Source organism: Arthrobacter sp. NPDC080086 (genome assembly GCF_040702285.1).
Map to the genome: position 1 here is coordinate 18,519 of NZ_JBFBKP010000011.1, position 26,293 is coordinate 44,811.

Here is a 26,293-nt window from a genome sequence, read left to right on the forward strand (position 1 = left end):
CTTAGGCGCGGTCCCCGTCTGCGTCCTCGGCGGCACTGTCGGCGGAGTCGCCGTCGTCGGGGGTCGCGGCGGTGTCCGTGTTGACCTCGAACAGGCCCGCCGGCGGGGTGACGAGGACGTACTTTTCGGCGACGTTGACCTCGGGGACGATCTGCTCCACGAACGGGATCAGGATTTCCTTGCCGGCGCGGTCCTTGACCACCAGCAGGTCCTGGACGGGCATGGTGTGCAGCGCGGAGACCGTGCCCACCACCTCGTTGCCCACCCGGACGTCCAGGCCGACGAGTTCGTGCTCGTACCAGCCCTCGTCGTCGTCCTCGTCGAGTTCTTCGGTTTCGATGAAGAGCTTGGCGCCGCGCAGGGCCTCCGCATCGTTGCGGGTCTCCACCTCCTCGAATGCCAGCAGCAGGATGTCCTTGTTCCAGCGCGCGCTCTCGACCGTGAGCGGCCCGGCGGACGCGGGCTCCACGACGAACTGGGTGCCCGGGACGAACCGGTCACCGGGGGCGTCGGTCAGCACCTGGACGGTGACCTCGCCGCGGATGCCGTGGGGTTTGCCGATTCGTGCCACCTGAAGCTGCATGCTGTCCTCTTGTTCGGGGATGGGAAGGATGGGTCGTTGTGGGGGCGCAGTGTGCGCAAAACAGTCCGGCCCCTCCACCAATGCTGGTGGAGGGGCCGGACAGAGATCAAGCGTGTGCTGGCTGCGCTACCGGCGGCGGTCGGTGTCGACGACGTCGACCCGCACCGGCTCACCGTCTGCCAGTGCCGCAACCACGGTGCGCAGTGCGCGTGCGGTCCGGCCCTGGCGGCCAATCACCCGGCCAAGGTCGTCCTGGTGAACGCGCACCTCAAGGGTGTCCCCCCGGCGGTTGTTCTTGGCACTGACCTTGACGTCCTCGGGGCTGTCTACAATCCCGCGGACCAGGTGTTCGAGCGCGTCTGCCAGCAAGTTACTCAGCCTCGGTGGTCTCTGCTTCGGCGTCGGCCGGGGCCTCGGCTGCGTCGTCCTTCTTGGCCTTCTTGGTGATGGCTTCCGGAATGATGACGGAGCCCTTCTCCGGGGCTACGAAGCCTTCCTTGGCAGCCTTGGTCTTCAAGGTGCCTTCCTGGCCGGGCAGACCCTTGAACTTCTGCCAGTCACCGGTGATCTTCAGGATCGCGGCAACCTGCTCGGACGGCTGAGCGCCGACGCCGAGCCAGTACTGGGCGCGGTCCGAGTCGACCTCGATGTACGAGGGCTCTTCGGTCGGGTGGTACTTGCCGATCTCCTCGATGGCACGGCCGTCACGCTTGGAGCGTGAGTCCATGACGACGATGCGGTAGTACGGGGCGCGCATCTTGCCGAAGCGCTTAAGGCGAATCTTAACGGCCACTTTTGTGGTCACTCCTGTTTCTGAAACGGGGTCGAACCCGGCGTTCTGCACCCGTGGGGCGGGCCATACTAGGGGGTTCTAAAAGGACAAGATCCAGACGCGGAGAGAGGGGCCACGCAGATCAAGTACCTGATCATTGTGCCAGATCACCGCGCCGATTTCGACTTAACACCCGCGGCGGGTCGCCGCGGGTGGCGCCGCAGTCCGGCTCAGGCAGTCCAGACGTACAGTTCGGTGCGGGCAGCGGGGTCGACGGCGGAGGCGAGCTCCGCGATCCGCCGGGTGTGGCCGAGGGCCTCGGCGGCACCGAAGGGCATGTCCTCCTCGGCCGCCCACTGCCCGGCGACGTCGGCCAGGACGCGTTCGCCCTCGTCGGTCTCGTAGCTAAGCAGCTCGGCGAGGGTCCGGACCATGGCGGCGGGCACGCCGAGCAGTGCGTCACTGGAGACGTCGACCATCGCGAGTTCGTAGTCGGCGCCGGCGGCGTGGACGGCGGTGCCGGCGAGGTCGCCCAGCCGTTCGATCTCGTAGTCGCTGATGCCCTCGATCCGGACGGCGTCCGGGCCGGCGGGGGCGCCCCCGGCGAGGGCGGCGGCCCGCTTGAGCGCGGCGTCATGGGTGGCGACGAAGACTTCGGTAAATCCCACGGGGCTCATCCTTGGATTTCGGGCGGCCCGGGGGCCGCGGCGTGTGGCGTGGTCCCAGCCTATCGGCTGGCGGCCCGGAGGCCGGTCAGCGGACGGCGACCCGGATCCGGTTGCGCCAGGGGTCGTCGAACCGGAGCTCCGCACCCGTGTGGTGGGACGCGACGCCGGCGACCTTGAGCCTGTCCGCGAGGGCGCCGATGTCGTCCCCGGAGGGCACCTCGATCAGCACCTCGCCCAGGCCCAGCGTGTCGCGCCGGGGGCCGGCGCCGCGGCTGTTCCAGACGTTCATGGCCATGTGGTGGTGGTAGCCGCCGGCCGAGACGAAAAGCGCCTGGCCGTGCCAGCCTGCGGTCTTTTCGAAGCCCAGGGTCCCGACGTAGAAGTCGTGGGCGGACTGCACGTCGCCGACCTGGAGGTGGACGTGCCCGACGCCGGCGCCGGTTTCGTGCTGGCCGGCGAGCGACGCCTCGGTGAGGTGCTGCTCCAGGTAACGCTGCGGCGGCAGCGCCAAGCTGTCCATGACAACATTCGCGCCATCCCAGGACCATTCCTCGCGCGGACGGTCCCAGTACAGCTCGATGCCGTTGCCCTCGGGGTCGTTGAAGTAGAAGGCCTCGCTGACCAGGTGGTCCGCGCTGCCGGTGAAGAACCGGGGATCGTACTGGGCTGCGGTGGCGACGGTGGCGGCCAGCGCCGCCTGGTCCTCGAACAGGAGGGCGGTGTGGAAGAGCCCGGCCTCGCCCCGGGAGGGGAGGTTCAGTCCCGGGGCCGGCGCGAGGTGCACCAGCGGCGTCTGGCCGCGTCCGAGGTAGAGGCCGCCGCCCTGCTCGGCCACCACCTCCAGGCCGAGGGCGCGCTGGTAATAGTCGGTCATCATCGCCAGGTCGCCGACCTTGAGCATCACGGTGCCCATCGAGAGGTCGGCCGGCAAGAGGTCCTGGGTGGCGGCGTTGGTGGTCATTGCATCACTCCGGTGCTGTGGGGTTCAGCCGTCATTCGGCGGCTCTCACCAGATAAAATTACTTGAAGCTTCAATTTATTCCGCGGATGCCGCGCCGATGACGTCCCCGCGGAGGACGACGGCGCGCAGATTCCGCAACGTGGAGAGATCCCGCCGCGGGTCAGCGGCGCAGACCAGGACGTCGGCGGGCGCACCCTCGGCGATTCCGGCGGCGCACAGCCAGGCCCGGGAGGACCAGGCGCCGGCGTCGAGGGCGGTGGCCGCGCCCAGTCCGGCGGCATGCAGTGCCTCCAACTCGTCGACGATCCGCCCGTGGGCAATCACGCTCCCGGCGTCGGTTCCCGCGTAGATGGCCACCCCGGCCTCGTGGGCCTCGAGGACCCGCTCGGCCCGGCGTTCCCAGAGCGTGCGCATGTGGGCGGCGTAGCGCGGGAACTTGGGTTCGGCCTGCGCGGCGATGTCCGGGAAGGTGGCGATGTTGACCAGGGTGGGGACGATCGGCACGCCTTGGTCGACGAAACGCGGAAGATGGCGGGGCAGCAGCCCGGTCGCGTGCTCGATGCAGTCGATGCCCGCGTCGAGCATGTCATCGAGGGTGTCCTCGGCGAAGCAGTGCGCGGTGACCCGGGCGCCCTCGTCGTGGGCGGCGCTGACGGCGTCCCTGACGGTGCGGGCGGGGAAGCTTGCGGCAAGGTCCCCGGCGTCGCGGTCGATCCAGTCCCCCACGAGCTTGACCCAGCCGTCCCCCGCCCGCGCCTGCTTCCGGACCTCCTCGACCAGGTCACCGGGGTCCACCTCAACGGCGAGGCCGCGCAGGTAGCGGCGGCTTCGGGCGATGTGGCGGCCCGCACGGATGATCCGGGGCAGGTCCCGCCGCTGCTGGATCCAGCGGGTGTCGTGCACCGCTCCGGCGTCGCGGACCAGCAGGGTCCCGGCGTCACGGTCCGTGCGCGCCTGCGTTTCGGCGACGGCGGCGTCCACGTCACCGCCGGGCCCGAGCCCGATGTGGCAGTGAGCGTCGACCAGTCCCGGGATTACCCACCCGTCGATGACTTGGTCCGGCGCCGCCTCCGGACGGTCGAAGGTCAGCACCCCGTCCACGGACCACAGGCCGCGCCGCTCCCGGTTCACGGCGGTGAGGACGGGCCCGGTGAATTCGATGATGCCGCTCATGGGTCCCAGCCTAATCGCGGCCGGCGGAAACCTTGGAGCCGTGTCCGGGGCCCTGTGGTAGCTTCGTCTACGACCACACGGGAGCCCTTGCAGGGGCTGAGATCGGGCTGAGGCAGCCTGCGACCGTTGAACCTGTCCGGGTAATGCCGGCGAAGGAAGTGAGTAACCCTTGCGCACCACAAATTCCCAGCACAGCCCTGCCCTTGCGTCGCACACGTTGGCCTACATCGAAGGCGACGGCCTGCGGGTCCCGGTGACCGAGATCGCCCTGGAGCCGTCCCCCGGCGGCACCCCAAATCCCCCGTTCCTGGCCTACCGCACGGCGGGGCCGGTCAGCGACCCGGTGGCGGGCCTGCCGCCGCTCCGTGCCGACTGGATTGCCGGACGCGGGGACACCGAGCCCTACTCCGGCCGGGAGCGCAGCCTTCTCGACGACGGCAAGTCCGCGGTCCGCCGCGGAGCCGCCTCGGCGGAGTGGCGCGGCGCTCCTCCGGCACCGCGCCGGGCCCTCCCCGGCCGGACCGTCACCCAGATGCATTACGCGCGGCAGGGCGAGGTGACGCCCGAGATGCGCTTCGTCGCGCTGCGCGAGAACTGCGACGTCGAACTGGTCCGCAGCGAACTCGCCGCCGGCCGGGCCATCATCCCGGCGAATATCAACCACCCCGAGTCCGAACCGATGATCATCGGGAAGGCCTTCCTCGTGAAGATCAACGCCAACATCGGCAACTCGGCCGTCACCAGCTCCATCGCCGAGGAGGTGGACAAGCTCCAGTGGGCCACCCAGTGGGGTGCAGACACGGTGATGGACCTCTCCACCGGGGACGACATCCACACGACGCGCGAATGGATCCTCCGCAACTCCCCCGTGCCCATCGGCACCGTCCCGATCTATCAGGCCCTGGAGAAAGTCAACGGCGAAGCGAACGCGCTGACCTGGGAAATCTTCCGGGATACCGTGATCGAGCAGTGCGAACAGGGCGTGGACTACATGACCATTCACGCCGGCGTGCTGCTCCGGTACGTGCCGCTGACAGCCAACCGGGTCACCGGGATCGTGTCCCGCGGCGGCTCCATCATGGCCGGCTGGTGCCTGGCGCACCACCGGGAGAACTTCCTGTACACCCACTTCGACGAGCTCTGCGAAATCTTCGCGAAGTACGACGTCGCGTTCTCCCTCGGCGACGGGCTGCGGCCGGGGTCGACGGCGGATGCCAACGACGCCGCGCAGTTCGCCGAACTGGACACCCTCGCCGAGCTCACGCAGCGGGCCTGGGAATTCGACGTGCAGGTGATGGTGGAGGGCCCGGGCCATGTCCCGTTCCACCTGGTCCGGGCAAACGTAGAACGCCAGCAGGAGCTGTGCAAGGGGGCGCCGTTCTACACCCTGGGTCCGCTCGTGACCGACGTCGCCCCCGGCTACGACCACATCACCTCCGCCATCGGCGCAACCGAGATCGCCCGGTACGGGACGGCCATGCTCTGCTACGTCACCCCCAAGGAGCACCTGGGCCTGCCGAACCGGGACGACGTGAAGACCGGCGTGATCACTTACAAGATCGCCGCCCACGCCGCGGACCTTGCGAAGGGCCACCCCGGCGCGCAGGAGCGGGACGACGCCCTGTCCAAGGCCCGCTTCGAGTTCCGCTGGCGGGACCAGTTCGCCCTGTCCCTGGACCCGGTCACCGCCGAGGCCTTCCACGACGAGACGTTGCCCGCCGAGCCGGCCAAGATGGCGCACTTCTGTTCCATGTGCGGGCCGAAGTTCTGCTCGATGCGGATCAGCCAGGACATCCGGAGCGAGTTTGGTTCCGCCGAGGCGCAGGCGGCCCGGGCCGACGCGGGCATGCGGGAGAAGAGCGAGGAGTTCCTCGCCTCCGGCGGCAAGGTCTACCTGCCGGATCCGGGGGTGGGGGCCGCCCGGGACTAGCAGGCTGGGACTAGGAGGCCCGGAGTAAGGAGGGGCGGGTTAGGAGGCGCGGGCGTGCCGGCTGCGGACGACGTCGGCGATAAAGGAGCGGATCGCCCGGTCCCCCTCCGGTGAGTCCTGCGGCCGGTGCCCGCCCGGGGCGGTGCGGTGCCGGGCGCCGGTCTCCACGAGGTAGCCGGCGATCTCCTCATACAGCGGTTCCCAGCCGCCGGTGAGGACCAGGGTGGGAACGCCAGGGACGATGTGCAGCGGCGCCTCCCATGCCGGGGCCTGCAGCCGGAGCCGCCGCGCCTCCCGGGCGTTATCCGCCGCGACTTCCCCGGCGGCGCCGTGCAGCGGGGCGTGCGCGGCGAACACCCGGCGGACGAATTCACGGTGGAAGTCCTCGTCGCCCAGGCTGTGCCGGACATCGAAGAGCGGTTCCATCAGGGCCCGGTGCGCGGCGGTGGCCGGCAGTTCCGCCGTCAGGGACAGGCAGGCCGGTTCCACCAGCGTGAGGGACTGGACCAGGTCGGGCCGTTCGACGGCGGCCATCATCGCGGCGATGGCGCCCTGGGAGTGGGCGACGACGTGGCCTCCGGCGGCACCGCGGCCGTCGTCGGCCAGTGCGCCGAGGACGATCCCGGCGTCGGCCGCGAAATCGGTTTCCAGCGGCTCGGCCACCGGGTCGAAGCCGTGCCGGCGGAGGAAGAGCGCGTCATAGGCCAGCGCCATGCCGTGCTGTTTCGGCCACGCCGCGGCACCGAAACTGCCGGCCCCGTGGACGAAAACTACGCGCTCCTTGAACATGCTCCAAGCCTATTCCACGGGTCCGTCAACGGGGCCGCGACATACGCCGCGGCCCGCCGCAGCGTGTCGCTACTTGCTGCCGCCGAGGAACTTGTCGAAGCCCTTGGGCAGGTTCAGCTGGGAGGGGTCGAAGTCGCCCTGCTGGCCGAAAGAGGCGCCGGTGGGCACGGCCTTGGCGCCGGCTGCGCGCCGTGCCTCCGCGTCCTTGAGCTCCTGTGCGGCCTTGGCCGGGTTGCCGGAGCGGGCCTTCTTCTTCGGCGCGGGCTTGTTGCCCTTGCGGGCCCCCCCGCCCATGCCCGGCATCCCGGGCATCCCCGGAATGCCGCCGCCGGCGGCCATCTTCTTCATCATCTTCTGCGCCTGGGCGAAGCGCTCCAACAGGCCGTTGACCTCGGAGACGTGCACGCCCGAGCCGCGGGCGATGCGGGCCCGGCGGGAACCGTTGATGATCTTCGGCGCGACCCGCTCGTGCGGGGTCATGGACCGGACGATCGCCTCGACCCGGTCGATTTCGCGCTCGTCGAACTGCTCGAGCTGCTGCCGGATGTTCTGCGCACCGGGCATCATCATGAGCATCTTCTTCATCGAGCCCATGTTGCGGATCTGCTGCATCTGGGCGAGGAAGTCCTCGAGGGTGAAGTCTTCCTGGTCGGCAAACTTCTTCGCCATCCGGGCCGCTTCGTCCTTGTCCCAGGACTTCTCGGCCTGCTCGATCAGGGTGAGCACGTCGCCCATGTCGAGGATGCGGGAGGCCATGCGGTCCGGGTGGAAGAGCTCGAAGTCGTCCAGGCCTTCGCCGGTGGAGGCGAACATGACGGGCTTGCCGGTGACCGACGCGACGGAGAGCGCGGCACCGCCGCGGGCGTCGCCGTCGAGCTTGGAGAGCACGATGCCGGTGAAGTTGACGCCCTCGTCGAACGCCATGGCGGTGTTGACCGCGTCCTGGCCGATCATCGAGTCGATGACGAACAGGACTTCGTTGGGGACGATGGCCCGGCGGATCTGGCGCGCCTGCTCCATCATGTCCGCGTCGACGCCGAGGCGGCCGGCGGTGTCAACGATCACGACGTCGTGCAGGGTGCGCTTGGCTTCCTCGACGCCGGCGCGGGCGACGGCGACCGGGTCGCCGGCCGGGTGGTCCAGCTCGGTGGAGGTGGCGCCGGGGTGCGGGGCGAACACCGGTACGCCGGCGCGCTGGCCGACGACCTGCAGCTGGGTGACGGCGTTGGGGCGCTGCAGGTCACAGGCCACCAGCATGGGGCTGTGGCCCTGGGACTTCAGGTGCTTCGAGAGCTTGCCGGCGAGGGTGGTCTTACCGGCGCCCTGGAGGCCGGCGAGCATGATGATGGTGGGGCCGGTCTTGGCCAGCCGGATCCGGCGGGTCTCGCCGCCGAGAATCTCGACGAGTTCCTCGTTGACGATCTTCACGATCTGCTGGCTGGGGTTCAACGCACCGGAGACCTCGGCGCCGAGGGCACGCTCGCGCACGCGGGAGGTGAATTCGCGGACCACCGGCACGGCGACGTCGGCGTCCAGCAGGGCACGGCGGATCTCCCGGACCGTGGCGTCGACGTCGGCCTCGGTCAGGCGGCCCTTGCCGCGAAGGTTCTTGAAGGTTGCTGTCAACCGGTCAGAGAGTGAATTGAACACGCGCCGTGCACTTCTTTCAGTGGATCTGCAGCTGACGTCCGGAACGGCGCGCCAGTGTCGGAACTGTCTCGCCGGAACGAACCGGCCCGACAACGGGACTCGACTATCTAGGGTACCAAGACCCGGCTCGGAGGTGGCATGCTGGCGTAGGTGACCAGTGAACCGACGGTAAAGACCCTGCTCATCCTCGGCGCGTCCGGCGACCTGACCGGCCGGCTGCTGCTTCCGGGCCTGGCCCGGCTGGTGGCCCGCGGCCACGCCGCCGGCCTGACCCTGGTGGGCGCCGGCTCCGACGACTGGAGCCAGGAGCAGTGGCTGGAGCGGCTGGACACCGCCTTCGCGGACGCAAACTCGCAGGCCAACACGGACGGCAAACGCGAACTCAAGCGGATCCGTACCTCCACCAGCTACCACCGCCTGGACGTCACCTCGGGCGGCGAACTGGCGTCCCTGCTGGCCGGGCTGGAGGGCCCGGTGGCGGTGTACTTCGCGCTGCCGCCGAAAATCAGCCAGCTGGCCTGCGAGGCACTGACCCCGGAGGAAGTCCCGGCCGGCACCCGGCTGGTGATGGAGAAGCCCTTCGGCTCCAGCGCGGAATCGGCCCGGCACCTGAACAAGACCCTGGCGGCCCTGGTCCCCGAGGACCACATCCACCGGGTGGACCACTTCCTGGGCAAGGCCACGGTCCTGAACATCCTGGGCCTCCGCTTCGCGAACACCTTCCTGGAGCCGGTCTGGAACCGGGAGCACATCGAGAAGGTGGAAATCATCTTCGACGAGGACCTCGCGCTCGAGGGCCGGGCCCGGTACTACGACGGGGCGGGCGCGCTGCGGGACATGATCCAGAGCCACCTGCTGCAGATCATGGCCCTGATGGCGATCGAGCCGCCTGCCTCCGTGGACGAACGGGACCTGCGGGACGCCGTCGCCACCCTCCTGCGGGCCAGCAGCATCAAGGCCCCGTATGCAAAGAACACCCGCCGCGCCCGGTACTCGGCCGGCTCGATCGATGGCCGCAAGGTCCCGGACTACGCGAAGGAAAAGGGCGTCGACCCGTCCCGGAACACCGAGACCCTCGCCGAGGTCCGGGTGGACATCGACAACTGGCGCTGGCAGGGCGTGCCGTTCCTGCTCCGGTCCGGGAAGGCACTCGGATCGATGCGCAAGGAGGCCATCGTGACGTTCCGCCCGGTGCCGCACCTGCCCAAAGGGTTCACCGGAGTCGACTCCCCCAACCAGCTGCGGATCGGCTTCGGTCCCGACACCCTGCAGTTCGACGTCGACGTCAACGGCCCCGGGAACGTGCTCAGCCTGGACCGTGCCACCCTGAAGGCGGAGTTGAGCGCCTCCGACCTGCTCCCCTACGGCGAAGTCCTTGAGGGTGTCCTCAGCGGCGACCCGCTGCTCTCGGTCCGGGCCGACACCGCCGAGGACTGCTGGCGGATCGTGGAGCCGGTCATCAAGGCCTGGGCCAGGGACAGCGTGCCGCTGGAGGAATACCCGGCCGGCACCCCGGGCCCCGAGGGCTGGCCTACCTAAGTCACCCGGCTGAACACAAAAGCGGGCCGGGCACCTGTTCAGGTGCCCGGCCCATTGTTCGCAACCCTCATTCGCGTTCCGCTGAGTCGGTCCGCGGCTGGAGGGATTGCAGCTAGATGGCGGCCGCGCCGCGTTCGCCGGTGCGGACCCGGACCGCCTCGAAGACGTCCATGGTCCAGACCTTGCCGTCGCCGGCCCGGCCAGTGTTGGAGCTGGCGATGATGACATCGAGGATGTCATCGGCCTGCTCGTCGGTGGCCAGCACCTCCACCCGGATCTTCGGCAGCAGGTCCACGTTGTACTCGGCGCCGCGGTAGACCTCGGTGTAGCCGCGCTGCCGGCCGTAGCCGCTGGCCGCGCTGACCGTCAGGCCCTGCACCCCGTAGGCTTCCAGGCCTTCACGGATGGCGTCGAGTTTTTCCGGTCGGACGATGGCGGTGATCAGTTTCATGCTTCCACGCTTTCTTTGCCTGCTGCGGTCTGCTTGCCGTGCTGCGGGACGCCGGCGATGTCCTCGGCCGGGAGCTGGACGGCCTCGCCGCCGAGCGACTTGCCGGTGATGATTTCGTGCAGCGGCTGGAAGCTGCCGCCCCGGCCGCTGAGGCCGAACTCGTAGGCGGTCTCGGCGTGCAGGCTGAGGTCCACGCCCACGACTTCCTGCTCCTGGGAGACCCGGAAGCCCATCAGCTTGTGGATCGGGAAGGCGATGATGAAGGTCATCACGGCGGTGAAGATGATCGAGAACAGGGCGGCCAGGGCCTGGGCGACGAGCTGGGTGCTGCCGCCGCCGTAGAAGAGGCCGGCGGTGCCCTGGGACGGGGTGGCCAGGAAGCCGATGGCCACGGTGCCGACGACGCCGGAGACCAGGTGGACGCCGACGACGTCGAGCGAGTCGTCGTAGCCGAACTTGAACTTCAGGCCGACGGCCAGGGCGGAGGCGACACCGGCGACGACACCCAGGATGATGGCGCCCAGCGGGGAGACGTTGGCGCAGGCCGGGGTGATGGCGACGAGGCCGGCGACCACACCGGATGCCGCACCGAGGGAGGTCGGGTGGCCGTCACGGAACCGCTCCACGGCGAGCCAGCCGAGCATGGCGGCGGCGGGGGCGGCGAGGGTGTTGACCCAGATCAGGCCGGCCTGCTCGACCGTGGCAGCGGCGCCGGCGTTGAAGCCGAACCAGCCGAACCAGAGGATGGCGGCACCGAGCATGACGAACGGGATGTTGTGCGGGCGGTGGTTCGGGTCCTTGCCGAAGCCTTTACGGTTGCCGATGACCAGGACCAGGATCAGGCCGGCGATACCGGCGTTGATGTGGACCACGGTGCCGCCGGCGAAGTCGATCACGGGGGCGAACGTCTGGCCGAACCAGCCGTCCTTGGAGAAGAGGCCGCCGCCCCAGACCATGAAGGCCATGGGGGCGTAGACCAGGGTCGCCCAGATCGGGGTGAAGATGACCCAGGCGGAGAACTTGGCGCGGTCGGCCACGGCACCGGAGATCAGGGCCACGGTGATGATCGCGAAGGTTGCGGCGTATCCGACCTTCAGCAGGTCCGCCGGGTCGGTGAAGTTGTGCAGCCCGAAGTGGCTGAAGGGGTTGGCGAAGATCTGGAAGAAGTTGTCTTCGTTGCTGGTGGCCATGGAGGCGCCCCACAGAACCCAGACAATGCCGACCGTGCCGATGGCGACGAAGCTCATCATCATCATGTTCAAGGCTGACTTGGCGCGCGTCATGCCGCCGTAGAAAAATGCCAGGCCCGGGGTCATGAACAGCACGAGCGCTGCTGCGACCAGGAGCCAAACGAGACCCGCGGTGAGTTCCATGGTCTGCGTCCTCTCTTGCTCTTAGGTGCGGATCCAGTCCGCAAGTTCAACGCATTTTGCGTTCTACAAAGAGTCTGCTGGCGTAGTGTTTCACCGGCTCGGGATTTAGATTGCCGGGCTGTTACAAGAACCTCCCGGAAGTAAATGGTGCGTCTCGCGCTTGTTACGGTTGTGTTTCACGCGGACCCATCCCCCCACCGGCCTCATCCAGGCATCGAAAGCAGCACCATGAGCAAAACAGCCCGTCCCGCCAGGGATTCCAGCCTTCTCTCCGCCCTAAGGCCCTCCCGCGGTCCGCGGCTCCCCCGCGACATCAAGGTGATGCTGGCCGCGGCCTTCCTGATCGCGCTGGGCTTCGGGCTGGTGGCGCCGGTGCTCCCCCAGTTCGCGACGACGTTCGATGTCGGGGCGACGGCGGCGGCGGTGATTGTGAGCATCTTTGCCTTCATGCGGCTCGTCTTCGCCCCGGCAGGCGGTGCGCTGATCGTGCGCCTCGGCGAGCGGCCGGTGTACGTCGCCGGGCTGCTGATCGTGGCGGCGTCGACGGCGGCGTGTGCCTTCGCCCAGGATTACTGGCAGCTGCTGGTGTTCCGCGGCCTCGGCGGCGCCGGCTCGGTGATGTTCACGGTGGCGTCGATGGCCCTGGTGGTCCGGCTGGCCCCGCCCGAGAGCCGCGGCCGGGTTTCCGGTGCGTACGCCTCGGCCTTCCTGATCGGCAACGTCTGCGGCCCGATCGTCGGTGGCCTGCTGGCCGGATTCGGCCTGCGGGTGCCGTTCCTGGCCTACGCCGCCGCGCTGGTGCTGGCCGCCGCCGTCGTCCAGACCCAGCTCACGCACGTCCCCTCCGGGTCCCGGGAGGCCGGCACAGCCGCTCCGGCCATGCTGCTGCGCGACGCCGTGCGGGACAGCGCCTACCGCGCAGGGCTGGCCTCCAGCTTCGCGAACGGCTGGGCCACGTTCGGGGTGCGGATGGCAACGGTGCCGCTGTTCGCCGTCGCGGCCCTGGGCGCCGGGGCGTCCTCCGCGGGCTGGGCGCTGGCGGTGTTCGCGGCCGGCAACGCCGTGGCGCTGACGTTCTCGGGACGGCTCGCGGATTCCGCCGGCCGGAAGCCGATGATGCTGGCCGGCCTGGTGGTCACCGGCCTGGCTACCGCCTCGATTGGCCTGACGCACGATCTGCCGCTGTTCCTCCTGGCCTCCACGGTGGCCGGCATCGGTTCCGGCCTGCTGGGCCCGGCGCAGCAGGCCGCGATCGCGGACGTGATCGGCAACGAACGCTCCGGCGGCAAGGTGCTGGCGGTGTTCCAGATGACGCAGGACAGCGGCGCGATCGTGGGGCCGGTCATCGCAGGCCTGCTGGCGGACCGGCTGGGTTACGGCTGGGCCTTCGGCGTCACCGGCGGGGTACTGCTGGCCGCGGCCGCCGGATGGCTGCTGGCGCGGGAAACGTTCCGGCCCGCAGCCCCGGCGGCCGCTTAGGGCACCTGGTCCAGCTCAGGATCGCCCTAGTTCAGGATCGCGTCCACGAAGCTGTCGGCGTCGAACGGGGCCAGGTCGTCCGCGCCTTCGCCCAGACCCACGAGCTTGACCGGGACGCCGAGGGTCTTCTGGATCGCCACGACGATGCCGCCCTTTGCGGTGCCGTCCAGCTTGGTGAGCACGATGCCGGTGATGTTAACGACCTCGGCGAAGACCCGGGCCTGGTTCAGTCCGTTCTGGCCGGTGGTGGCGTCCAGGACCAGCAGCACCTCGTCGACCTCGGCGAGCTTCTCAATGACGCGCTTGACCTTGCCGAGTTCGTCCATCAGGCCGACCTTGTTCTGCAGGCGGCCGGCGGTGTCGATCATGACGACATCGACTTCCTGGTCGATGCCGGCCTTCACGGCCTCGTAGGCGACGGAGGCGGGGTCCGCGCCGTCGATGTCGGACTTGACCGTGGGGACGCCGACGCGCTGGCCCCAGGTGGCCAGCTGTTCGGCGGCGGCGGCGCGGAAGGTGTCCGCGGCGCCGAGCAGGACGTCCTTGTCTTCGGCGACCAGGACGCGGGCCAGCTTGCCGACGGTGGTGGTCTTGCCGACGCCGTTGACGCCGACGACCATCATCACGGCCGGCTTGTCCGCGTGGCGCTGGACGTTCAGGCTACGGTCCATGGTCGGGTCGACGAGCTTGAGCAGTTCCTCGCGCAGTAGCGCCTTGACCTCTTCCGGGGAACGGGTGCCCAGGACCTTGACGCGGGCGCGGAGGGCGTCCACCAACTGCATGGTCGGCTCGGTTCCCAGGTCCGCGAGCAGCAGGGTCTCCTCGACCTCGTCCCAGACGTTCTCGTCGATCTTGTCAGAGGACAGGAGGGCCAGCAGCCCCTTGCCGAGGACGTTGTTGGACTTGGCGAGGCGTTCGCGCAGCCGGGTCAGCCGGCCGGCGACCGGCAGCGGCGTTTCGACCGGGAGGGTCTCCAAGCCGGCGGCGTCGTCCGGCACCTCCACGGTTCCGAGGTCCTCGAGGCCTTCGGTGTCCCGGGCGGGGGCGCCGGTCCGGTCCTCCAGCAGGGTCCCGCTGACGGTGCCCTGGACGGGGTCGTTGGCGTCACGCTGCGTGGGGTAGTTAGTGATGTTCCTCCGGGTCCTCACGAGCACCGGAATGAGGGCACCGATGACCACCAGGGCAACGATAATGGGCAGGATGATAGGGAGGATGTCGTTCACTCCCCTAGCTTCTCATAACCGCTAAAGCCGCCGGTCAGCGGCCCAATCGGCCCCGGCTCAGACCTCGGCGCCGAGCCGCTGGCTGATCACGGTGGAGACGCCGTCGCCGCGCATGGTGACGCCGTAGAGGGCGTCGGCGACCTCCATGGTGCGCTTCTGGTGGGTGATGACGATCAGCTGGCTCGATTCGCGGAGCTCCTCGAAGATCGTGATGAGCCGGCCCAGGTTGGTGTCGTCGAGGGCCGCCTCCACCTCGTCCATGACGTAGAACGGCGAGGGCCGGGCCTTGAAGATGGCCACGAGCAGCGCCACGGCCGTCAGGGACCGCTCGCCGCCTGAAAGCAGCGAGAGGCGCTTGATCTTCTTCCCCGCGGGACGGGCCTCCACTTCGATGCCGGTGGTCAGCATGTCGCTGGGGTCGGTCAGGACCAGCCGTCCCTCACCGCCCGGGAAGAGCCGGGCGAAGACCCGGACGAACTGCCGGGCGGTGTCCTCGAAGGCCTCAGCGAAGACCTTCTGGACCCGGTCGTCGACGTCCTTGATGATGTCCAGCAGGTCCTTGCGGCTGGCCTTGAGATCCTCGAGCTGGGTGCTGAGGAACTGGTGGCGTTCCTCCAGCGCGGCGAATTCCTCCAGGGCCAGCGGGTTGACCCGGCCCAGGGCGGCAAGGTCCCGTTCGGCCTTCCGCAGCCGTTTTTCCTGTTCCTCCCGCACGAAGGGCTTGCCCTCGAGGATGGCGCGGCCGTCTTCGTCCACGGGCGCGCGCAGGGCCGCCCACTTGTCCCCGGTCTCCTCCGCCGGCACCGGCACCGGCTGGTCCGGGCCGAAGCTCCCCACCAGCTGGTCCGGGCTGAGCCCGAGTTCCTCGACACTGCGCAGCTCGAGTGCCTCGATCTTGAGGCGCTGCTGGGCCCGCGCCAGCTCGTCCCGGTGTACGGAGTCGGTCAGTTCCGTCAGTTCGCGGGCCAGGGCGTCGTTGCCGGTCCGAACCTCCGCCAGTTCCTGGTCCAGCCGGGTGCGGCGCTCCTCGGCAAGGTCCCGGTCCACGCGGGCCAGCTCGACCGACACGTCCAGGAAGCGGGCCACCTGGGCGACGGCGGCGGAGACGGCGGCGGCGCGGCGGGCCTGCAGGGCGCGGCGGCGGGCGCGTTCGGCTGCCTCGGCGCGGGCCTGCCGCTCGGTGGCGGCGGCCCGTTCCAGCGAGGAAGCACGGTTGCTGATGGCGGTGAGCTGTTCCTCGGCGCTGCGAAGGCCCAGCCGGGCCTCCATCTCGGCCGCGCGGGCCGCGGCCGCGGTCTGGGCGAGGGCGTCCCGTTGGTCCTGGGAAGGTTCCTCCTCCGCAGGGGCCTCCTGCGCGGCGGCCAGCCGGGCGGCCACCGTTTCCAGGGCATCCTGTTCGACCGTGACCGCGGCCTCGGCGCGGGCCAGGGAGGCGGCCAGGCGTTCGCTCTCCCCCGCGGCGCTGCGGAGCACGGAATTCAAGTGCCCGAGGCGTTCGGCCACGGCCGCGAGCCGGGCGTCGGACTCGTGGAGTTTGTCCAGGGCCGCGTCCGCGCGCTCCTGCGCTTCCGCCCGCCGGGGCGCCGCGGCCGCCAGGGCGAAGCGGGTGCGTTCCAGCTCCGCGGTCACGGCGGCCAGCCGGGCGGCGGCGTCGTCGACGGCGGCCTGTACCTCCAGCAGCGACGGGGCCGAAGCCGAGCCGCCGCGGACGGCAAGCGCGGTGAAGACATCCCCCGCCCGGGTGACGGCGGTCAGCTCCGGGTGGTCGGCCAGCAGGGACGCGGCGGCGTCGTCGTCCTCGACGACCGCGGTGCCGGCCAGCAGCCGGTCCAGCAGCCCACGCACGGGCACGGCGTCCGCCGCGTCGGCCGCCGGAGCAACCAGTCCGGCCGCCGGGCGTGCCCCGGCCGGCAGCGCCGCTGTCCCGGGCACGTCGTCCCGGCTCCCGGCAACGGCCGCGGCGAGCAGCAGCGACGCACGGCCGGCGTCCTCTTCCCGGAGCAGGCCGAGCGCGGCGGTGGCCGCGGCCCGGTCGGCCACCACGACAGCGTCGGAGCAGTGGCCCAGCGCCGCCGCGATGGCGGCCTCGTAGCCGGCTTCGACGGCCAGCATCGACGCGAGCGGGCCGAGAATCCCGGCGAGGCCGGAGGAGGCGACGTGGCCGGAGCCGTCCTTACGGTTCAGGCCGAGCTGCAGGGCCTCGTGCCGGGCCGCGAGTGCACCGCGTTCCCGGTCGGCATCGCGTTCGGCGGCCTTCAGCGCGTCGATCTCGGCGGTGACGGCGTCGAGTGCCTCGCTGGCGGCCTCGTACTCGGCGTCGAGGCTCTCTTCCCCGTCTTCGACTCCCGCCACCTGGGACTCCAGGGCGGTGAATTCAGTCTGGGCCTGGCGCCGGCGTTCCTCGCCGGCGGTCAGTGATTCGCGCAGCCTGCCCACCTCGGCCTGCGCGGATTCGACCCGGGAACGGGCCGCGCCGACCTGCCCGGCCAGCCGGGCCAGGCCCTCGCGCCGGTCCGCGGCGGCCCGCAACAGGGCGTCGAGGCGTTTGGATTCGGCGGCGGACGCGGCCTCGGCCTCCTGCTTGGCGGCGGTGGCGTCCGCGAGCGCGTCCCGCCGCAGCCGGATCTGCTCTTCCAGCCCGGCCTGCTCGGTCCGGACACGGGCGGCCTGCTGGTCCAGGTGGTCGGGGTCCCGGCCCGTCGCGGGTCCCGGGTCCGCGGCGCCGAGCAGGCGCCGGCGTTCCTCGGCCAGCGATCCGAGGGAGCGGAGCCGTTCCCGCCCGGAGGAGAGCCGGTACCAGTTGTCACGGGCGGCGTTGAGGGCGGGCGTAGCCTCGGCGGCCTGCTGCTCCAGTTCCGCCTGGCGGCGCCGGCCCAGGTCCAGGTCCCGTTCGACGACGGAGCGCCGGGCCTTGAGCGCCGATTCGTCCGCGACGTCCCGGGCAAGCGTGGACTGCAGCCGGACCAGGTCGTCGGCGAGGAGCCGTGACCGCGCGTCCCGGACCTCGAACTGGACGGTCTGCGCGCGGCGTGCGACGGCGGCCTGCTTGCCCAGCGGCGTCAGCTGCCGCCGGATCTCGGCCGTCAGGTCCCCGAGCCGGGCCAGGTTGGCCTGCATGGCCTCCAGCTTCCGGACCGTCTTTTCCTTCCGGCGCCGGTGCTTGAGGATGCCGGCGGCCTCCTCGATGAAGCCGCGCCGGTCCTCGGGGGTGGCGTGCAGGACCTTGTCCAGCTGGCCCTGTCCGACGATCACGTGCATTTCCCGGCCGAGGCCGGAGTCGGAGAGCAGTTCCTGGATGTCCAGCAGCCGGCAGGGGGCACCGTTGATGGCGTACTCGGACCCGCCGGTGCGGAACAGCGTGCGCGCGATGGTGACTTCGCTGTACTCGATCGGGAGGGCGCCGTCGCTGTTGTCGATGGTCAGCGACACGTGCGCCCGGCCCAGCGGGGGCCGGCCGGAGGTGCCGGCGAAGATGACATCCTCCATCTTGCCGCCGCGCAGGGTCTTGGCGCCCTGTTCGCCCATCACCCATGACAGGGCGTCCACCACGTTGGACTTGCCGGAACCGTTGGGACCCACCACGGCGGTGACGCCGGGTTCGAACTCAAAGGTCGTCGCGGACGCGAATGACTTGAATCCGCGGACGGTCAGGCTTTTGAGGTGCACGGTGGTTCCGGTCTCCTGCTGTGGGTGAGGTAAATGAAGCGGTGGCAGCCGCTACCGGCTACATACAATCTACTGCGGGGCACCGTCAGAATCCGCGCCATCGCGGTTCCGGCGGCGCGCTGGGCCCCTCTGTCCCCGCCGTCGATGCCGTGGACTGCATATGCAGGAATGGATGTGCAGCGGGCATAGTTAAGCACTTGGGCTTGTGCTTGACGGCGCAGTGAGCCGCAGGAGCGCAGGACAGATACGAACAGAGGCTTGATTTGATAGGCAATGCCACCTTCCGGCACACCAACACCGCGTTGCTTTCGGTGAGCAGCGTCGAGGCGCCCACGATCGTGAGTTCCCGCGACTTCGACCAGGCCCTGGCCGGGACGCTGCGCCGGTTGAAGTTCCCGCCGCGCCTGCTGGAGCGGGTCGCCGGGATCACGCACCGGCGCTGGTGGGCCCCGGGGACGGCGTTCGACGACGCCGCCGTGGAAGCCGGCGCCAAGGCCCTCGCCGAGTCCGGAATCGCGGCCTCCGACGTCGGGCTCCTGATCAACACCTCGGTCACCCGCCGGAACCTCGAACCGTCTGTCGCGGTCAAGATCCACCACGGGCTGGGACTGCCTTCCTCGGCCATGAATTTCGACCTGGCCAACGCCTGCCTGGGCTTCGTCAACGGCATGACCTTGGCCGCCACCATGATCGACTCCGGCCAGATCAAGTACGCCGTGATCGTCAACGGCGAGGACGCACAGGCCACCCAGGAGGCCACCCTGGCCCGGCTGCAGCGTCCCGAGACCACCCGCGAGGACTTCAACCGCGAGTTCGCCACCCTCACCCTCGGCTCCGGCGCCGCGGCCGCCGTCCTGGGTCCCGCGGACCAGCACCCGGGCGCGCACCGGGTCGTCGGCGGCGTGGTCCGCGCCGGCACCGAACACCACGAACTCTGCGTCGGCGGCATCGACGGCATGGCCACGGACACCAAGGGACTGCTCGACGGCGGCCTGCAGCTGGTGGTGGACGCGTGGCGCGAAGCCCAGCCGGAGTGGGACTGGGCCTCGATGGACAGGTACGTCACCCACCAGGTCAGCAACGCCTACACCCAGGCCATCATCGACGCGATCGACCTGGACCCGGACAAGGTGCCGATCACCTTCCCGCACTGGGGCAACGTGGGCCCTGCGTCCCTGCCGATGACCCTCGCCGCAGAGGCGCAGACCCTCACCAGCGGTGACCGCGTGCTGTGCATGGGCGTCGGTTCCGGCCTGAACACCGCGATGGTGGAAATCGCTTGGTAGCCGCCACCTGGCCCGGCGTCGATCCCGCCTGGTCCCGCGAGATCGACGTGCCCGCGACCTCGGGTGCCGGGACCGCGCCGGGCCCTGACAAGCACGGCACAAGGCGCCGCTGGCACATCCTGGACAACGCGGCCCAGCTGGCCGAGCGTGGCCTCACCCCCGCCGGAACCCTGCTGTGCGTCCACGGCAACCCCACCTGGTCCTACCTCTGGCGGACCCTGCTGGCCGCAGGAACCGACCCCGCCCACCCCTGGCGGGTGGTGGCGGTGGACCAGCTGGACATGGGATTTTCCGAACGGACCGGCACCTTCCGCCGCCTGCAGGACCGGATCGACGACCTCGGCAACCTCACCGACGAACTCGGCCTGACGGGACCGGTCGTCACGGTCGGCCACGACTGGGGCGGGGTCATCAGCCTCGGCTGGGCGCTGGCCCACCAGGACCGGCTCGCCGGCGTCGTCCTCACCAACACGGCCGTCCACCAGCCCGCAGGGGTGCCCATCCCCGCGGCGCTGCGGCTCGCGCTGCATCCGGCGGTGCACCGCTGGGGCACGACGACGTCGGACGCCTTCCTGCGCGTGACCCACGCCCTGGCGCACCCGGCGCTGGACCCCGCGGTCCGCGCGGCGTTCATGGCCCCGTACCGCAACGCCCGCCGCCGCGCCGGGGTGGGCAACTTCGTGGCCGACATCCCGGCCGATGCCTCCCACCCCAGCTACCCGGCCCTGACGGCCGTCGCCGAGGGGGTGCGCGGACTCACTGTCCCGGCGCTGATGCTGTGGGGACCCCGGGACCCGATCTTCTCCGACCGGTACCTCAAGGACCTGGTTGGCCGGCTGCCGCACGCCCAGGTGCACCGCTTCGAGGGGGCCGGCCACCTGATGGCCGAGGACCGCAACATCGCGGATCCCATCTTCACCTGGCTCACCGAACACGTTTCCGACGCTCCCACGGCAGAAGCCGCCGCACCGGCCGCCGCAGAGACCGCCGGGACCGGGCCGCTCTGGGCCCCGCTGACCGTCCTTGCCTCGGGCCCCGACGCTGACCAGACGGCCGTAGCCGAGATGGCGCCCCACGGGGGCGTGTCCCGCTCACTCAGCTGGCGCGAACTGGACCGGCGGGTCACCGACCTGGCCCGAGGCCTCAGCGGCGCCGGCGTCGCCGCCGGGACCCGGGTCAGCCTGATGGTTCCGCCCGGAGTGGACCTCACCGTCGTCCTCTACGCCTGCCTCCGCGTGGGCGCCGTCGTGGTCGTGGCCGACGCCGGGCTCGGGCTCCGCGGCCTGAGCCGCGCCGTGCGGGGAGCCACCCCGGACGTGCTGATCGGCATCGACAAGGCCCTCGCCGCGGCCGCCGCCCTCGGCTGGGAGGCCCGGCGCTTCACCGTCCGCGACCTCCCGGCGGCCCGCCGCCGGATCCTCGGCGTCGAAACCTCCCTCGAACGCCTCGGTGACACCGGCGCGGCGGCCGACGCCGGCCTGCCGCCCGTCCCGGCGGCCGACGCCCCCGCCGCCGTGCTGTTCACCTCTGGGTCCACCGGCCCGGCCAAGGGCGTTCAGTACACGCACCGGCAACTCGCCGCCATGCGGGACACCCTCGCCGCCACCCTGGACCTCCGCCCCGGCACACGCCTGGTGGCCGGCTTCGCGCCGTTCGCCCTGCTGGGCCCCGCCCTCGGCGCCGTGTCCGTCACCCCGGACATGGACGTGACCCGGCCCCGCACCCTGACGGCCCGGGCCCTGGCCGATGCGGCCGCCGCCATCGGCGCCACGGTGGTCTTCGCCTCCCCCGCCGCGCTGCGCAACGTCCTGGCCACCCGGGACACCCTCACCCCGGAGGGCCGGCAGGCCCTGGCCGCCGTGGACCTGCTGCTCTCGGCCGGGGCCCCGGTACCGCGAAGCCTGCTCGAGGACCTTCAGGACCTGGTCCCCGCAGCCGGACTCCACACCCCCTACGGGATGACCGAGGCCCTTCCCGTGACAGACATCAACCTGGTGCAGATCCGGGAGGCCGCGGCCGATGCCGCCGCCGGGACGGTGCCCGGCGCCGGAAACGGCATCTGCGTGGGCCGGGCGGTGCACGGGGCCGAACTGGCGGTGGCCCCGCTCGCCGCGGACGGCACCGCGCCGGGCAACCGGCCGGTCACGGACGCGGGAGTGACCGGGGAAATCCTGGTCCGCGCCGCGCACGTCAAGGACTCCTACGACCGGCTGTGGCTGACCCAGCGCGAGAGCGCCCGGACGGCGGGCTGGCACCGCACCGGCGACGTCGGGCACCTCGACGCCGCCGGACGGCTCTGGGTGGAGGGCCGGCTGGCGCACGTGGTCACCGCCCCGGGCGGCGTCGTCACACCCGTCGGAGCCGAGCAGGCCATCGAGGCATTGTCCGGGGTCGGACTCGCCGCCGTCGTCGGCGTAGGGCCGGCCGGCACCCAGGCGGTCGCCGCAGTCGTCGAGACCGTTCCGGCCGTCCGCAAGGCGGGACCGGCCGAGCCCGGGCTCGCCGGCCGGGTCCGCGCCGCCGCACGGCGGGACGGCGTCGAGGTCTCCGCCGTCCTGACCGTCCCGGCCCAGCCCACCGACATCCGCCACAACGCCAAGATCGACCGGACCCGGCTGGCCCGCTGGGCGGGCTCCGTGCTGGCCGGCGGGCGGCCCGGCACGCCGTGAGGATACTGGTCACCGGCGCCAGCGGGCTGCTCGGCGGCGCCGTCGCCCGGCTGCTGGTGGAGCAGGGCCACGAGGTCACCACTTTCCAGCGCCGGCCCTCCGGGGTTCCGGCAGCCGCAGACCTGCACGGTTCCGTGACGGACGACGCCGCCGTGCGCAGTGCCGTCGCAGGCATTGACGGCGTCATCCACCTCGCCGCGAAGGTCTCCTTCACCGGCCGTCCCGATGACTTCGATGAGGTCAACATCGCTGGCACCGCCCGGCTGCTGGCGGCCGCCCGTGACGCCGGCGTTCGGGACCTGGTGTTGGTCTCCTCCCCGTCGGTAGCCAATTCCGGGCAGGCGATCGCGGGCCTCGATGCCGAACCGGCGGACCCGGCCCGGGCGCACGGGGACTACTCCCGCACGAAGGCAGCCGCCGAACTGCTGGCCCTCGCGGCGGACGCACCCGGTTTCCGGGTCACCGCCGTACGGCCGCACATCGTCTGGGGACCCGGCGACACCCAGCTGGTCGAACGGGTCCTGGAACGCGCCGCACAGGGCAGGCTGCCGCTGCTGGACGCCGGCGGCGCCCTGATCGACACGACATACATCGACAACGCGGCGGCCGCCATTGTGGCAGCGCTGCACCGCATGGACCGGGTCCACGGGCTGGCGCTGGTGGTCAGCAACGGCGAGCCGCGGCCGGTGGGTGAGCTTCTGGCCGGAATCTGCGCCGCGGGCGGCGTGCCAGCGCCGGCGTGGTCCGTGCCGGGACGCGTGGCCCGGGCCGTGGGGTCACTCGTGGAGAAGGCCTGGCTCCGGTCCGGCCGGGTGGAGGAGCCGCCGATGACCCGGTTCCTGGCCGAGCAGCTGTCCACGGCGCACTGGTTCGACCAGCGCCGGACCCGCGAGCTCCTCGACTGGACCCCCGCGGTCAGCCTTGACGAGGGACTGGCCCGGCTGGCGGCGCACTACGGTGCTACCAGCGGCCGTTCCGCGGACGCGGCTGGCACACCGGGCAGGTGTGCGCCGAGCGGTTCATGAACTGCTCGCGCTTGATCAGGCTGACGATTCCGTTCGCGGCGCAGCGCCGGCACTCCTGGCCCTCCCGGCCGTAGGCGTTCAGGGACCGTTCGAAGTAGCCGGAGGACCCGTTGACGTTCACATAGAGGGAATCGAAGCTGGTGCCTCCGGCGGCCAGGGCGTCAGTCATGACCTGCCGGGCCGCGTCGAGTACACGTTCGGCGTCGGCGCGGCGCATCCGGTCGGTGGCGCGGGCGTAGTGCAGCTTGGCCAGCCACAGCGCCTCGTCCGCGTAGATGTTCCCGATGCCGGAGACCAGGCCTTGGTCCAGCAGGGCACGTTTCAGCCCGGTCCGGCGCGCCCGGAGGCGGCGGTAGAACAGGTCGAAGGAAAAGTGCGGGTCCAGCGGGTCGCGGGCTATGTGCGAGGCTTCCTCGGCGATCAGCGGCAGCGGGGTCTCGGCCAGGCCTCCCGGGCCGCCGTCCGCGGTGGGGATCAGCGAGGTCAGGAACAGGCCGCCGAAGATCCGCTGGTCCACGAACCTGAGCTGCTCCGGCATGCCCGCGGCCGGGCTGAGCCGCAGCCGGATCTTCAGGTGCTTCTCGTCCGGGACCTCGGCGTCCTGCATCAGGAGCTGCCCGGACATGCCCAGGTGCGCCATCAGGGCGACGTTCGCGGCGCCGCCTGAGGCATCGGCGCCACCGGCCGTAGAGGCGCCGTCGGACGCCTCTCCGGAGGCGTCCGCGAGCGGCAGCCAGAGGAATTTGCCGCGGCGGACCACGTCCAGGACGCGGGCGCCCTGCAGGTTGCCGATGAAGTCAGCGGGGCCCAGGGCGTGCCGGCGGACGGACCGCGGGTCCAGCACCTCGACGCCGGTGATGGTCCGGCCGCGGACCCAGCTCACCAGGCCGCGCCGGACCACCTCGACCTCGGGCAACTCGGGCAAGGGCGTTCCTAGCTGCCGGCCGGGGCGGCGGCGGAATCGCGGCGGCCCGCGCCGTCAGCGGCGTCGCCGTCGGACTCCGCGGGGGCGGACAGCCGGCGCCACGCGTCGGCGGCGGCTTCTTGTTCCGCTTCCTTCTTGGAGTTGCCGGTGCCGGTGCCGTAGTCGGTGCCGCCGATGCGCAGCACGGCCTCGAAGGTCCGGGCGTGGTCCGGGCCGGACCCCTCCACCGCGTAGTTGATGGTGCCGAGCTGCCGGCTGGCGGCGAGCTCCTGGATGCTGGTCTTCCAGTCGGTGCCGGCGCCCAGGGCGGCGGCGTCCTTCAGCAGCGGACCCACCAGGCGCATGACCAGCTGCCGGGCTGTCTCCAGGTCATTGGAGAGGTAGGTGGCGCCGATCAGCGCCTCCATGGTGTCCGCGAGGATGGAGGCCTTGTTCTTGCCTTGGGTGAGCTTCTCGCCCTGGCCCAGGTAGATGTAGTCACCCAGGCTGATGCTGCGGCCGATGCCGGCCAGCGCCCGGGTGCTGACGACGGCGGAGCGACGCTTGGCCAGTTCACCCTCGGGAAGGTCTGGGTTGTCACGGTAGAGCGCGTCCGTGACCGAGAACCCCAGGATCGAGTCGCCCAGGAATTCGAGCCGCTCGTTGGTGGGGATGCCGCCGTTTTCGTAGGCGTAGGAACGATGGGTGAGAGCAAGACGAAGCGTCCCGGCGTCAATAGAGACACCGAGACGCTTCAGAAGCTCTTCAGTTGAAGACATCTTAGTCAGCCTGTTGGCGGATTAGACGTCTGCGACCTTGCGGCCCTTGTACTCAAGGAACAGCGCGGTGCCAGCCGAGTCGGTAACGACCTTTGCCTGGTGCGGCAGGCTGTAAACAACCTGGCCGTTTTCCACGGTCTTCACCAGGTGGGGGGCGGTTGCCTTCCACTGGGAGCGGCGGGCGCGGGTATTCGAGCGAGACATTTTCCGCTTGGGAACAGCCACGGCTAACTCATTTCTCTCTAGTCCAACACTTACAAATCAGTTTTGCCGGTCAGGCTTAGCCAGGTCGGCTAGGGCAGCCCAGCGAGGATCCAGGACCTCGTGGTGGTGCCCCGGCTCGTCTTCCAGGCGAACTCCGCATTCGGAGCAGAGGCCCTGGCAGTCTTCCCGGCACACCGGCTGGAACGGCAGCATGGTGACAACTGCGTCCCGCAACACCGGTTCAAGATCGATTAGATCGTGCTCGACTCGACGTTGCTCTTCTTCGTCTTCTCCGTCAGAGAATTCAGCATCCTCGTAGAAGAAAAGTTCTTGCACATTGACCTCTTGGTCATACGCAAGGGGATCCAGGCATCGACCGCATTCGCCGGTTACTTCGACGTGTGCGGTGCCCGATACCAGAATTCCTTCGTGTACGGCCTCCAGGCGCAGATCCAGCTCGACATCCGAACCTTCCTGCACACCAATGAGCGCCACGCCGAGATCACCCGGCGCGGGTACATGTTCTTTCAGTGTCCGCATGCTTCCCGGACTGCGTCCGAGGTCCTTGACGTCGAACGCCAGGGGCGAACTTGCATCTCGCTTAATGAGAACTCCTGTAGAACATATGACCGACGTACTATCTTAGCCTGATTCTTCGAGCGGACTCAAACCGCCCCGCCGGACCCCAGACGCCGCAGAACCGACTTCGGCACGAACTCCGAGACGTCGCCGCCGAGGGTGTGGACTTCCTTGATCAGGGTGGAGGACAGGTGCAGGTAGTGCCCCTCGGCGGGGAGGAAGACCGTCTCGACGCCGGTGAGCTGGCGGTTCATGGTGGCCATGGGCAGCTCGTAGTCAAAGTCGGAGGAGGAACGCAGCCCCTTGACGATCGCGGAGGCACCCCGCCGGCGGCAGTACTCGGCCAGCAACCCCTCCCCCACGGGCTCGACCACGATTCCGCGCAGCGAGGCCAGCGTCTCCCGGGCCATGCCGATCCGTTCCTCGAGGGTGAAGCGGTACTTCTTGGCGTAGTTGGTGGAGACCGCGACGATGACCTCATCGAACAGGCTCGCGGCCCGTGCAATGACCTCCAGGTGGCCGTTGTGGATGGGGTCGAAGGAGCCTGGGCACACCGCGCGTCTCATCCTCCGAACCTACCGCATGGGGCT

General features: G+C 70.4%; 23 protein-coding genes and 1 riboswitch. Of the genes, 6 read left to right on the plus strand and 17 right to left on the minus strand.

Annotation, left to right across the window (positions count from 1 at the left end; translation table 11 throughout):
* Position 1 precedes the first annotated feature (1 nt).
* From rimM to AB0305_RS06405, 6 genes are all read right to left on the minus strand, one after another.
* Positions 2 to 583 (minus strand): ribosome maturation factor RimM, encoded by a 582-nt coding sequence (gene rimM, locus AB0305_RS06380; protein ID WP_290257540.1) that lies wholly within the window; start codon positions 581 to 583, stop codon positions 2 to 4.
* A 126-nt stretch (positions 584 to 709) separates the two neighbouring features.
* Positions 710 to 952, minus strand: coding sequence for an RNA-binding protein (locus tag AB0305_RS06385; RefSeq protein WP_290257539.1), 243 nt, complete (start codon positions 950 to 952; stop codon positions 710 to 712).
* Between the two features lies 1 nt (position 953).
* A complete protein-coding gene (gene rpsP / locus AB0305_RS06390) occupies positions 954 to 1,376 on the minus strand; it encodes a 30S ribosomal protein S16 (RefSeq protein ID WP_290257538.1) in 423 nt (140 codons plus the stop codon).
* Between the two features lie 209 nt (positions 1,377 to 1,585).
* Positions 1,586 to 2,023, minus strand: a complete 438-nt coding sequence (locus AB0305_RS06395) for a hypothetical protein (protein WP_364135010.1) — start codon at positions 2,021 to 2,023, stop codon at positions 1,586 to 1,588.
* An 85-nt stretch (positions 2,024 to 2,108) separates the two neighbouring features.
* Positions 2,109 to 2,984: a VOC family protein gene (locus AB0305_RS06400; RefSeq protein WP_364135007.1), complete on the minus strand. Its 876-nt coding sequence runs from the start codon at positions 2,982 to 2,984 to the stop codon at positions 2,109 to 2,111.
* Between the two features lie 75 nt (positions 2,985 to 3,059).
* Positions 3,060 to 4,157 (minus strand): amidohydrolase family protein, encoded by a 1,098-nt coding sequence (locus tag AB0305_RS06405; protein WP_364135004.1) that lies wholly within the window; start codon positions 4,155 to 4,157, stop codon positions 3,060 to 3,062.
* 67 nt (positions 4,158 to 4,224) lie between these two features.
* A riboswitch (TPP riboswitch) is annotated at positions 4,225 to 4,332 on the plus strand.
* Between AB0305_RS06405 and thiC the strand changes: the two genes are divergently transcribed.
* Entirely contained in the window at positions 4,327 to 6,087 is a 1,761-nt protein-coding gene (gene thiC / locus AB0305_RS06410; protein ID WP_364135001.1) for a phosphomethylpyrimidine synthase ThiC, read from the plus strand. It overlaps the preceding riboswitch by 6 nt.
* A 39-nt stretch (positions 6,088 to 6,126) precedes the next feature.
* Here thiC and AB0305_RS06415 read toward each other — a convergent pair whose 3' ends face one another.
* Positions 6,127 to 6,876, minus strand: coding sequence for an alpha/beta fold hydrolase (locus tag AB0305_RS06415; RefSeq protein ID WP_364134999.1), 750 nt, complete (start codon positions 6,874 to 6,876; stop codon positions 6,127 to 6,129).
* Between the two features lie 69 nt (positions 6,877 to 6,945).
* Positions 6,946 to 8,526 (minus strand): signal recognition particle protein, encoded by a 1,581-nt coding sequence (gene ffh / locus AB0305_RS06420; RefSeq protein WP_364134996.1) that lies wholly within the window; start codon positions 8,524 to 8,526, stop codon positions 6,946 to 6,948.
* A gap of 150 nt (positions 8,527 to 8,676) precedes the next feature.
* On the opposite strand from ffh, the gene AB0305_RS06425 reads away from it, so the two are divergent.
* Positions 8,677 to 10,065, plus strand: coding sequence for a glucose-6-phosphate dehydrogenase (locus tag AB0305_RS06425; protein WP_364134993.1), 1,389 nt, complete (start codon positions 8,677 to 8,679; stop codon positions 10,063 to 10,065).
* 112 nt (positions 10,066 to 10,177) lie between these two features.
* On the opposite strand, the gene AB0305_RS06430 is transcribed toward AB0305_RS06425, so the two are convergent.
* Positions 10,178 to 10,516: a P-II family nitrogen regulator gene (locus AB0305_RS06430; RefSeq protein ID WP_136322366.1), complete on the minus strand. Its 339-nt coding sequence runs from the start codon at positions 10,514 to 10,516 to the stop codon at positions 10,178 to 10,180.
* The gene (locus AB0305_RS06435) at positions 10,513 to 11,889 is read right to left on the minus strand and encodes an ammonium transporter (protein ID WP_290257528.1); all 1,377 of its coding nucleotides are present in this window, start codon (positions 11,887 to 11,889) and stop codon (positions 10,513 to 10,515) included. The genes AB0305_RS06430 and AB0305_RS06435 overlap by 4 nt, the downstream gene beginning before the upstream one ends.
* A 228-nt stretch (positions 11,890 to 12,117) precedes the next feature.
* On the opposite strand from AB0305_RS06435, the gene AB0305_RS06440 reads away from it, so the two are divergent.
* Positions 12,118 to 13,368, plus strand: a complete 1,251-nt coding sequence (locus tag AB0305_RS06440; RefSeq protein ID WP_364134988.1) for an MFS transporter — start codon at positions 12,118 to 12,120, stop codon at positions 13,366 to 13,368.
* A gap of 26 nt (positions 13,369 to 13,394) precedes the next feature.
* Here the strand turns inward: AB0305_RS06440 and ftsY are convergent, their stop codons facing one another.
* Together ftsY and smc are read right to left on the minus strand one after the other, a co-directional pair.
* Positions 13,395 to 14,591: a signal recognition particle-docking protein FtsY gene (gene ftsY, locus AB0305_RS06445; protein ID WP_364134985.1), complete on the minus strand. Its 1,197-nt coding sequence runs from the start codon at positions 14,589 to 14,591 to the stop codon at positions 13,395 to 13,397.
* 57 nt (positions 14,592 to 14,648) lie between these two features.
* A complete protein-coding gene (gene smc / locus AB0305_RS06450) occupies positions 14,649 to 18,257 on the minus strand; it encodes a chromosome segregation protein SMC (RefSeq protein WP_364134982.1) in 3,609 nt (1,202 codons plus the stop codon).
* A gap of 263 nt (positions 18,258 to 18,520) precedes the next feature.
* On the opposite strand from smc, the gene AB0305_RS06455 reads away from it, so the two are divergent.
* From AB0305_RS06455 to AB0305_RS06465, 3 genes are read left to right on the plus strand one after another with little or no spacing between them, the layout of a single operon-like run.
* Positions 18,521 to 19,543, plus strand: a complete 1,023-nt coding sequence (locus AB0305_RS06455; protein ID WP_290257521.1) for a 3-oxoacyl-ACP synthase III — start codon at positions 18,521 to 18,523, stop codon at positions 19,541 to 19,543.
* Positions 19,537 to 22,212: an alpha/beta fold hydrolase gene (locus AB0305_RS06460; protein ID WP_366172212.1), complete on the plus strand. Its 2,676-nt coding sequence runs from the start codon at positions 19,537 to 19,539 to the stop codon at positions 22,210 to 22,212. Before AB0305_RS06455 ends, AB0305_RS06460 begins: the two co-directional genes overlap by 7 nt.
* The gene (locus tag AB0305_RS06465; RefSeq protein WP_364134975.1) at positions 22,209 to 23,237 is read left to right on the plus strand and encodes an NAD-dependent epimerase/dehydratase family protein; all 1,029 of its coding nucleotides are present in this window, start codon (positions 22,209 to 22,211) and stop codon (positions 23,235 to 23,237) included. Before AB0305_RS06460 ends, AB0305_RS06465 begins: the two co-directional genes overlap by 4 nt.
* Here AB0305_RS06465 and mutM read toward each other — a convergent pair.
* The 5 genes from mutM to coaD form a co-directional block, all read right to left on the minus strand.
* Positions 23,173 to 24,162 carry a bifunctional DNA-formamidopyrimidine glycosylase/DNA-(apurinic or apyrimidinic site) lyase gene (mutM, locus tag AB0305_RS06470; protein WP_364134972.1) on the minus strand — a complete coding sequence of 330 codons (990 nt, stop codon included), beginning with the start codon at positions 24,160 to 24,162 and terminating at the stop codon, positions 23,173 to 23,175. The two genes, AB0305_RS06465 and mutM, sit on opposite strands and share 65 nt — an antisense overlap.
* A gap of 8 nt (positions 24,163 to 24,170) precedes the next feature.
* Entirely contained in the window at positions 24,171 to 24,920 is a 750-nt protein-coding gene (gene rnc, locus AB0305_RS06475) for a ribonuclease III (protein WP_364134969.1), read from the minus strand.
* Positions 24,921 to 24,941: 21 nt separating this feature from the next.
* Entirely contained in the window at positions 24,942 to 25,145 is a 204-nt protein-coding gene (gene rpmF, locus AB0305_RS06480; RefSeq protein WP_056738282.1) for a 50S ribosomal protein L32, read from the minus strand.
* 36 nt (positions 25,146 to 25,181) lie between these two features.
* Complete coding sequence (locus AB0305_RS06485) at positions 25,182 to 25,706, minus strand: DUF177 domain-containing protein (RefSeq protein WP_364135790.1); 525 nt, start codon at positions 25,704 to 25,706, stop codon at positions 25,182 to 25,184.
* Between the two features lie 83 nt (positions 25,707 to 25,789).
* Positions 25,790 to 26,269, minus strand: coding sequence for a pantetheine-phosphate adenylyltransferase (coaD, locus tag AB0305_RS06490; RefSeq protein ID WP_290257515.1), 480 nt, complete (start codon positions 26,267 to 26,269; stop codon positions 25,790 to 25,792).
* Between the last annotated feature and the right edge of the window lie 24 nt (positions 26,270 to 26,293).

Bases quoted from the DNA above. Each gene is read 5' to 3' on its own strand.
- coaD (WP_290257515.1), bottom strand. From the start codon at position 26,269: ATGAGACGCGCGGTGTGCCCAGGCTCCTTCGACCCCATCCACAACGGC.
- AB0305_RS06435 (WP_290257528.1), bottom strand. From the start codon at position 11,889: ATGGAACTCACCGCGGGTCTCGTTTGGCTCCTGGTCGCAGCAGCGCTC.
- AB0305_RS06430 (WP_136322366.1), bottom strand. From the start codon at position 10,516: ATGAAACTGATCACCGCCATCGTCCGACCGGAAAAACTCGACGCCATC.
- AB0305_RS06405 (WP_364135004.1), bottom strand. From the start codon at position 4,157: ATGAGCGGCATCATCGAATTCACCGGGCCCGTCCTCACCGCCGTGAAC.
- rimM (WP_290257540.1), bottom strand. From the start codon at position 583: ATGCAGCTTCAGGTGGCACGAATCGGCAAACCCCACGGCATCCGCGGC.
- AB0305_RS06440 (WP_364134988.1), top strand. From the start codon at position 12,118: ATGAGCAAAACAGCCCGTCCCGCCAGGGATTCCAGCCTTCTCTCCGCC.
- AB0305_RS06415 (WP_364134999.1), bottom strand. From the start codon at position 6,876: ATGTTCAAGGAGCGCGTAGTTTTCGTCCACGGGGCCGGCAGTTTCGGT.
- AB0305_RS06400 (WP_364135007.1), bottom strand. From the start codon at position 2,984: ATGACCACCAACGCCGCCACCCAGGACCTCTTGCCGGCCGACCTCTCG.
- rnc (WP_364134969.1), bottom strand. From the start codon at position 24,920: ATGTCTTCAACTGAAGAGCTTCTGAAGCGTCTCGGTGTCTCTATTGAC.